6 protein-coding genes are annotated in these 6699 nt (G+C 70.0%); 1 reads left to right on the plus strand and 5 read right to left on the minus strand.

Going from position 1 to position 6699, the window contains the following annotated elements:
• Window positions 1–8 precede the first annotated feature (8 nt).
• The 5 genes from ACLBXX_RS18355 to ACLBXX_RS18375 all read right to left on the minus strand — a co-directional run bounded on the left by ACLBXX_RS18355 (window position 9) and on the right by ACLBXX_RS18375 (window position 5991).
• Complete coding sequence (locus ACLBXX_RS18355) at window positions 9–1580, minus strand: peptide ligase PGM1-related protein (protein WP_447659204.1); 1572 nt, start codon at window positions 1578–1580, stop codon at window positions 9–11.
• On the minus strand, window positions 1577–2713 hold the full coding sequence (locus ACLBXX_RS18360) for a response regulator (protein ID WP_447659205.1): 1137 nt from the start codon (window positions 2711–2713) through the stop codon (window positions 1577–1579). The genes ACLBXX_RS18355 and ACLBXX_RS18360 overlap by 4 nt, the downstream gene beginning before the upstream one ends.
• Entirely contained in the window at window positions 2703–3095 is a 393-nt protein-coding gene (locus tag ACLBXX_RS18365) for a response regulator (protein WP_310291454.1), read from the minus strand. Before ACLBXX_RS18365 ends, ACLBXX_RS18360 begins: the two co-directional genes overlap by 11 nt.
• Window positions 3092–5341 (minus strand): GAF domain-containing protein, encoded by a 2250-nt coding sequence (locus ACLBXX_RS18370; RefSeq protein WP_447659206.1) that lies wholly within the window; start codon window positions 5339–5341, stop codon window positions 3092–3094. Before ACLBXX_RS18370 ends, ACLBXX_RS18365 begins: the two co-directional genes overlap by 4 nt.
• An 89-nt stretch (window positions 5342–5430) precedes the next feature.
• Entirely contained in the window at window positions 5431–5991 is a 561-nt protein-coding gene (locus ACLBXX_RS18375) for a Chromate resistance protein ChrB (protein WP_447659207.1), read from the minus strand.
• A gap of 53 nt (window positions 5992–6044) precedes the next feature.
• Between ACLBXX_RS18375 and ACLBXX_RS18380 the strand changes: the two genes are divergently transcribed.
• A complete protein-coding gene (locus ACLBXX_RS18380) occupies window positions 6045–6584 on the plus strand; it encodes a YaeQ family protein (protein ID WP_387136708.1) in 540 nt (179 codons plus the stop codon).
• The last annotated feature ends 115 nt before the right edge of the window (window positions 6585–6699 follow it).

A 6699-nucleotide genomic window follows, 5' to 3' on the forward strand; every position in this document is an offset into this window, starting at 1 on the left:
CGCGCGGGTCATTCGGGCAGCACGTGCTCTGCCCGCGCCCGCGCGGCCTCCTCGAGCACGATCCGGCCGCCGCGCTCGTAGAGCTCCATCGCCCGCTCGGGAGTGTCACCGACCGCCGTCATGCCGATGCGGCCCTGTTCGGTGATCGAGCTGATCATGTGGAACACGATCCCCTCCTGCCGCGACCGGTCGAAGTGCAGGTCGTGGCGCGCCACGGCGTCGAAGAGGTCCCCCACCGAGAGCGCGCGGAGGTCGTCACCCTCGAGGTGGTCCGTCGCGACCAGATGTTTCGGCACACCCTCCGGGGTGAGGAACGCGCCTTCCTCGCCGTCGTAGCGGCCGTCGGTGAGGAACTGCAGGGTGAGGAACGGATGCGTCGTGCCGCCCTTGCGGAGATTCAGCTCGATCGCCCACGAAGACCATTCGCCCGCAGCATCCCGCACGACGACGAAGTCCAGCGCGAAGCGCCCGCGCACCCCCATGTCCGCCAGGCGCCGGGCGACCGCGAGCGCCGGCTCGCTGATGAGCCTCGAGTACGCCGGATCGGCGGGGAACACGCATCCGAGGTAGCTCTGTCCGCTCGGACCGCCCAGCAGCTGGTCGTGCGTCGAGAGCAGCTCGATCGTGCGGTCGGGAAGCACCCGCAGCTGCACGCTCGGGCTCAGGATCTCCTCGCCCACGATGCGCTCCTCGACGATGCCGTGCCGGGTCGCGAGGGCGTCGAGCATGTCGGCCGGGCTCAGGGTCTCGACCTCCGGCTGCATCGCCTGGAGGGCCCGGACGATCGCGTCACGGCGGGCGTCGCCGGCGAGCTCGCCCACGCCGGCGAGTTCCACGAGCGCGTTGCCCGACCCCGATACGCCTTCGTCGAGCTTGAAGATCATCTGCCGCACCGTCGGCTTCTCGTCCAGCACCGTCTCGATCGCCCGCACCGCGTCGTCGCGGCTGCGCAGATCCTCGACACCGAGCGGATGCTGCACGCCGACGTCGCGGAACAGCCGCCGGCATCCGGACTTCGTGCCGAGCGGGGCGAGACGGTGGTCTGCGCCGTACATCGGGATGCCCAGCACCAGCGCGAGATCGCGCTCGCGCTCGGTCGTGTTGTACGGGATCAGGTGAGACCGCTCGCGATCGGGGATGCTGCGGGAGATGCGTGCCAGGACCCGCGGACGCTCGAGCACCTTCTCGCTCAGGGTGCGGTGCGTGCCGTCGCCCACGGAGATGAGCGTGAGCCGTGCGAGCGCGTGGCTCGGGATGACTCCCGGGAGGAGCGCGAGGTAATACTCGATGATGCGGGGGTCGATGGGCTGCGAGGTGACGTAGGTCATGCGCAGCATGGGCTGGCGCAGCAGCAGGAGCAGGAACAGGAACCGTTCCTCGTACGCCTGCACCATCGCGGCCGAGGTCGCGCGGCTGCCCACCGTGAGAGAGGGCACGACGACGACCGATTCGTCCTCGAGGTTGTGCTGCATCGATGCCCAGACCCCCGGCATCCGTTCCTGCAGGCGGTCGAAGCGGACATCGCGCTCGGCGTCGGAGAGCGACGAGAGCGTCGCCGGCGCCGTGTCTGTGAGGGTCATGGTGCGACTCGATTCTCGGGATGACGGATGCCGTCCACGGCGTACGCGCGGACGGCCCGGCTGAAACCGCGAACGTCGAGCTCCCCCACCGGGTTCGCGGCGATGTGCTCCTCGACGGCGGTGAACGCGCGCTGCGCGACGAGGATCTGCCCGGCGGCGGCGGCCGCGCAGAGGCGGGCGGCGAGGTTGGTGACGCTCCCGATCGCGGCGTAGTCGAACCGGCCCTCGAAGCCGATCCGGCCGAGCGTCGCATATCCCTGCGCCACACCGATGCCGATGCCGAGATCGATCGCGCGCCGATGCCACGCGGCGGTGAGGTCGCCCACCCTGTCGCGAATCTCGATCGCCATCTCGATCGCGCGGCGCGCCGGGTCGTCGAGCGGCAGCGGGTCGTTGAAGAACACCATGACGCCGTCGCCGGTGAAGCGCTCGAGCGTTCCCTCGTAGCGGTCGATGAGCTCGCCGAGCACGGCATGGTATTCCGACAGCACGCCCATGACCTCTTCGGGCTCACTGGCCTCGGCGAACGGGGTGAAGCCCCGCAGATCACAGAAGACGACCACGATGTCCCGCCGGTGGCTCGCCAGCACGGCCTCGTCGCCGTTGTCGAGCACGACGTCGACGACCTGCCGCGACAGGAAGCGTCGCAGTCGGTTCACCCGGTCGAGCTCCTCGACCTGGCTCGCCACGCGGGCCTCCAGTTCGACGTTCCAGGCGGCGAGTTCGGCGGCCTGCCGCTCGATCGTGTCGTGGTACCGCTTCAGGCGCGCGAGCGACGCGACGCGCGCGATGAGCTCCGCCTGATCGAACGGCTTGCTCACGAAATCGTCGGCGCCGGCCTCCAGCGCGTGCCGCTTCTCCTGATCTCCGCTCGCAGTGATCATCACGACGGGCAGGAACCGCCAGCGCGGCACCGCGCGGATGCGACGGCACACCTCGTACCCGTCGATGCCCGGCATCATGATGTCGAGCAGCACGAGGTCGACGTCGTGCCGCTCGAGCTGCTCGAGGGCTTCTTCGCCCGAGGCTGCGGTGATGACGCCGTAGCCCCGCGGGCTCAGCACCGCGTCCAGCAGTCGCAGGTTCTGCTCGAGGTCGTCGACCGCGAGCACGAGGATCGGGTCAGGAGGCATCGGCGCGGCCCCTGCCGATGAACGCGTCCACCTGCCCGGGCAGCTCGCGGATGCTGATCGGCTTCTCGAGGTACCCGTCGAAACCCGATTCCTTCGCCCGCTCCCGGTCCTCGCGCATCGCGAACGCGGTCACCGCGACGACGGGTACGGCCTGCAGGGCGGGATCCTCCCGCAGTCGCCGCAGCGCCTCATAGCCGTCGAAATCGGGCAGCTGCAGATCCATCAGCACGAGGTCGGGCTCGCAGGTCGCCGCGAGCGTCACGCCCTCCTCGCCGGTGACCGCGGGCAGCACCTCGTAGCCAGACGCCGTGAGCACGTCGCGCACGAGCTTGAGGTTGAGGGGGTTGTCCTCGACGACGAGGACCCGGTGTCCGGTTGTCACGGCGCCTCCCCTCCGCCCGGGCTCGCCGCGACCGCGCCAGCGAGCGCTCCGACGTCGCGCAGCGCCCCGACGAGCGCGTCCCGGCCGACCGGCTTGACGAGGTAGGCCGAGGCGCCCATCGCGAGCCCACGCGCCCGCTCGTCCACGATCGACACCACGATGACGGGCACCGCGGCGGTGGCGGCATCCGTCCGCACGCGTCTCAGCACCTCCCAGCCGTCCGTCCGTGGCAGACGGATGTCGAGCAGCACGGCTGCGGGCACGTGCGTGCGGATCGCCGCCAGGCCCCCGTCGCCGTCGCGCGCGATGACGACGTCGACCCCGAGTCCGTCGAGGTACGCCGAGATGAGATCGAGCGACGCGCGGTCGTCCTCGACGACGACGATCGTCGGCCGCCCCGCGCCGTCGGCGTTCGCCGGCGCCTCGATCGGCACACGCCGCGGAATCGTGAACCCGAACGTGCTGCCGACGCCGACCTCGCTCTCGAGCCACATCGTGCCACCGAGGATGGCCACGATCCGCCGGCACAAGGTGAGGCCGAGGCCCGTGCCCTCTTCGCTCTGCAGCCCCCTCCTGCCCTGCTGGAAGGACTCGAAGATCCGCTCGCGGTCGGCCGGTGCGATGCCGACGCCGGTGTCGGCGACCGCCACGGCGATCTCATGCTCGCTTCCCCGGGCGGTCACCGTGACGCTGCCGCCGTCCGGCGTGAACTTCACCGCGTTGCTCAGCAGGTTCACGACCACCTGCTTCACGCGCAGCTCGTCGGATTCGACCGTGTCGATGTCGGCGTCGACATCGATGGACAGACGGATGCCGTGCCTCGCGGCCCGCTCGCGCACCATCGAGGCCCCGTACTCGAGTGCGGAGCGCAGCGAGAACGTCGACGGCTCGAGCTCCATGCGCCCGGCCTCCACCTTCGACAGGTCGAGGATGTCGTTGAGCAGCTGCAGCAGGTGACGGCCGGAGCCGAGGATGTCGCGCAGGTACTCGTCCTGCCGGTCGTTGAGCTCGCCGAACATGCGCTCGAGGAGCACCTCCGAGAACCCGATGACGGCGTTGAGGGGCGTGCGCAGCTCATGCGACATGCTCGCGAGGAACTCGGACTTGTGACGGCTCGCGATCTCCAGCTCGGCGGACTTCGTCTCGAGCTCGCGGAACAGCTGCGCGTTCCAGACCGCGAGCGCCGACTGGCTCGCGAAGTTCTCGAGGAAGTCCATCGTGTCGGCGGAGAATTCGCCGGGCGTGCGTCGGCGCACCACGAGCGCGCCGACGATCCGATCGCCCCGGAGGACGGGCACGGCGACCATCGACCGCCAGCCGTCCTCGTGCAGCAGACGCAGGTGGATGTCGAGTTCGACATCGTCGAGGTCGGCGACGGCGATGGGGTGCCGCTCCCTCGCGGCACGGCCGACGAGTGTGGTGTCGAGGTCGACCTTGATGCCGCGCAGCCGCTCCAAGAGCCGGTCGCTCGCGTACGCGCTGCGCACCGTGAACGCGTGCTCGTGCTCGACGTACTCCATGATCGAACCGCCGTCGCATCCGGCGAAGCGCACCGCGTTCATGATGATCGTGGTCAGCACCTCGTCGAGCACGAGGCTCGAGCTCACCGCCTCGCCGACCTCGCTGAGCGCTTCGAGCTGATTCACCTTGCGCGCGAGTTCGACGCTGCGGTCCTCGAGCGCGCGCACCAGGTGGACCTGCCGCACGACGACGGCCGCCTGGGCGGCGAAGGCGTCGAGCACAGCGAGCGCGTGCTCGTCGAACGGCGAGACCTCGGTGCGCCACAGCGAGAGCACGCCCACGACTTCGTCATCCAGGAGCATCGGGGCGGAGATGACGCTGCGATAGTGACCCACCTTCTGCGCGTCCTGCCGCCCGTACTCGGCATCGGCGAGCACGTCATCGATCTGCTGCATCTGCCGATCCGTCGCCACGCGCCCGACGAGGCTGGCGCGGTCGAGCCGGAAGGGGTGCGCGGCGATGTAGGCGACCATCTCATCGGGGACGCCGACCCACGACGACAGCACGAACCTGTCCCCGTCGATGAGGTACACGTGGGCGGCGTCTGACCGGCAGAGCCTACGCGCGCACTCGACGATCGTGTCCAGGGCCGAATCGGGGTCCGAGGCCGAGCGCCCGAGCGCCAGCAGAACTTCGTTCATCGCCGCGAACTGCTCGGTGGCGTCGGTGTAGCCACGCTGGAGGGTCTCGAGATCCTCCTCGTCGGCTCCATCCGAACGCTCCACGGGTGGCCTCCTCCCAGTGAGACCTGCGTTCGCCGCGATGACAGGCCACATTGTCCTCGCGCCCGGGGGCGCTTTCAAGACGGGGGGGTTCAGGCGGGAGACGCGCCCGGGAGGTTCGCGGCGAACACCTGCTCGGCGTAGCCCGCGAGCTTCTCGGTCACGTCTTCGAGTCTCCGCGTGGCGGTGGCGGCGATGTCGAGCTCGACGACGTTGCGGCGACGCAGATCCCGGTGCCAGCGGCGCAGGCGCTCGAGGCTCTGCTCCTCCTCCTCGAGCTCGCCGAACGTGAACTTCTCCTTGGCGATCTCGCGGTCGATCTCGTCGGAGAACTTGCCGCAGTCGGCGACGAACTCCTGCCACTCGTCGGTGCGCGCGGCGACGAACTCGTCGCGCAGCACCGCGATGTCGTCGTCCCCGTGCGATGAGGCGGTGAGCACCGCGAGGGTCCCCCCGCCGCGCTCGGCGAGCGCGCGCACGGTCGGGAGGGCATCGGTGAATGCCGGCAGGTCGGGGACGGTCCACGCGCCGGATGCTACAGGGACCGCTCCGACGCGGCGAAGCTCGCGCCACACGGCGACGCGGTGACGCGACGGCTCCGCCGGAACCTTCGGGATGACCAGCAGCCAGGACACGGTTGCGTCAGTCGCCATCGGAACACGGTAACAGGCGTTACATCGGCCGGCACCCCGTAGGCTCGATTCCCATGGCGATCGGCGTGACGATGTACACCTTCGATATCCAGCTGGCCGATGTCGATCGGGGCGTCTACGAGGATCTCTCGGTGCGTGTGGCGCGTCATCCGTCCGAGACGGACGCCTTCATGCTGACCCGGGTGCTCGCGTACGCACTCGAGTACGAAGAGGGCATCGCGTTCAGTGAGGGCATCTCGGCCACCGACGAGCCCGCTGTGCTCGTCCGCGATCTCACCGGCGCGCTGGTGGCGTGGATCGAAGTCGGGGCTCCCGACGCCGCACGTCTGCACACCGGCAGCCTGGCCGGCGCGCGTGTCGCGGTGTACACCCACCGCGACCCGGCGAAGGTCGCGGCGCCGTGGGCGGGGAAGAAGATCCACCGCGCCGAGGAGATCAGCCTCTACAGCTTCGACTCCGGCTTCTTCGACGCGGCGACGGCGGTGCTCGAGCGCCGCAACACGATGACCGTGTCGATCACCGAACGCCGGCTCTACCTCGACCTCAACGGCTCATCGTTCGAGTCCGACGTCCACGAGGTCGCCGCGGGCTGACACGGCGGGTCAGGGCAGGAAGTTCTCCCGCGCGAGCGGCGCGACCTCGATCTCCCGCGCCCCCGCGCGGGGGGCCCCTCGGAGGTCCCCGGTCTCGGCGTGCGGGCCCGGGACC

This window comes from Microbacterium sp. C23T (assembly GCF_053345975.1).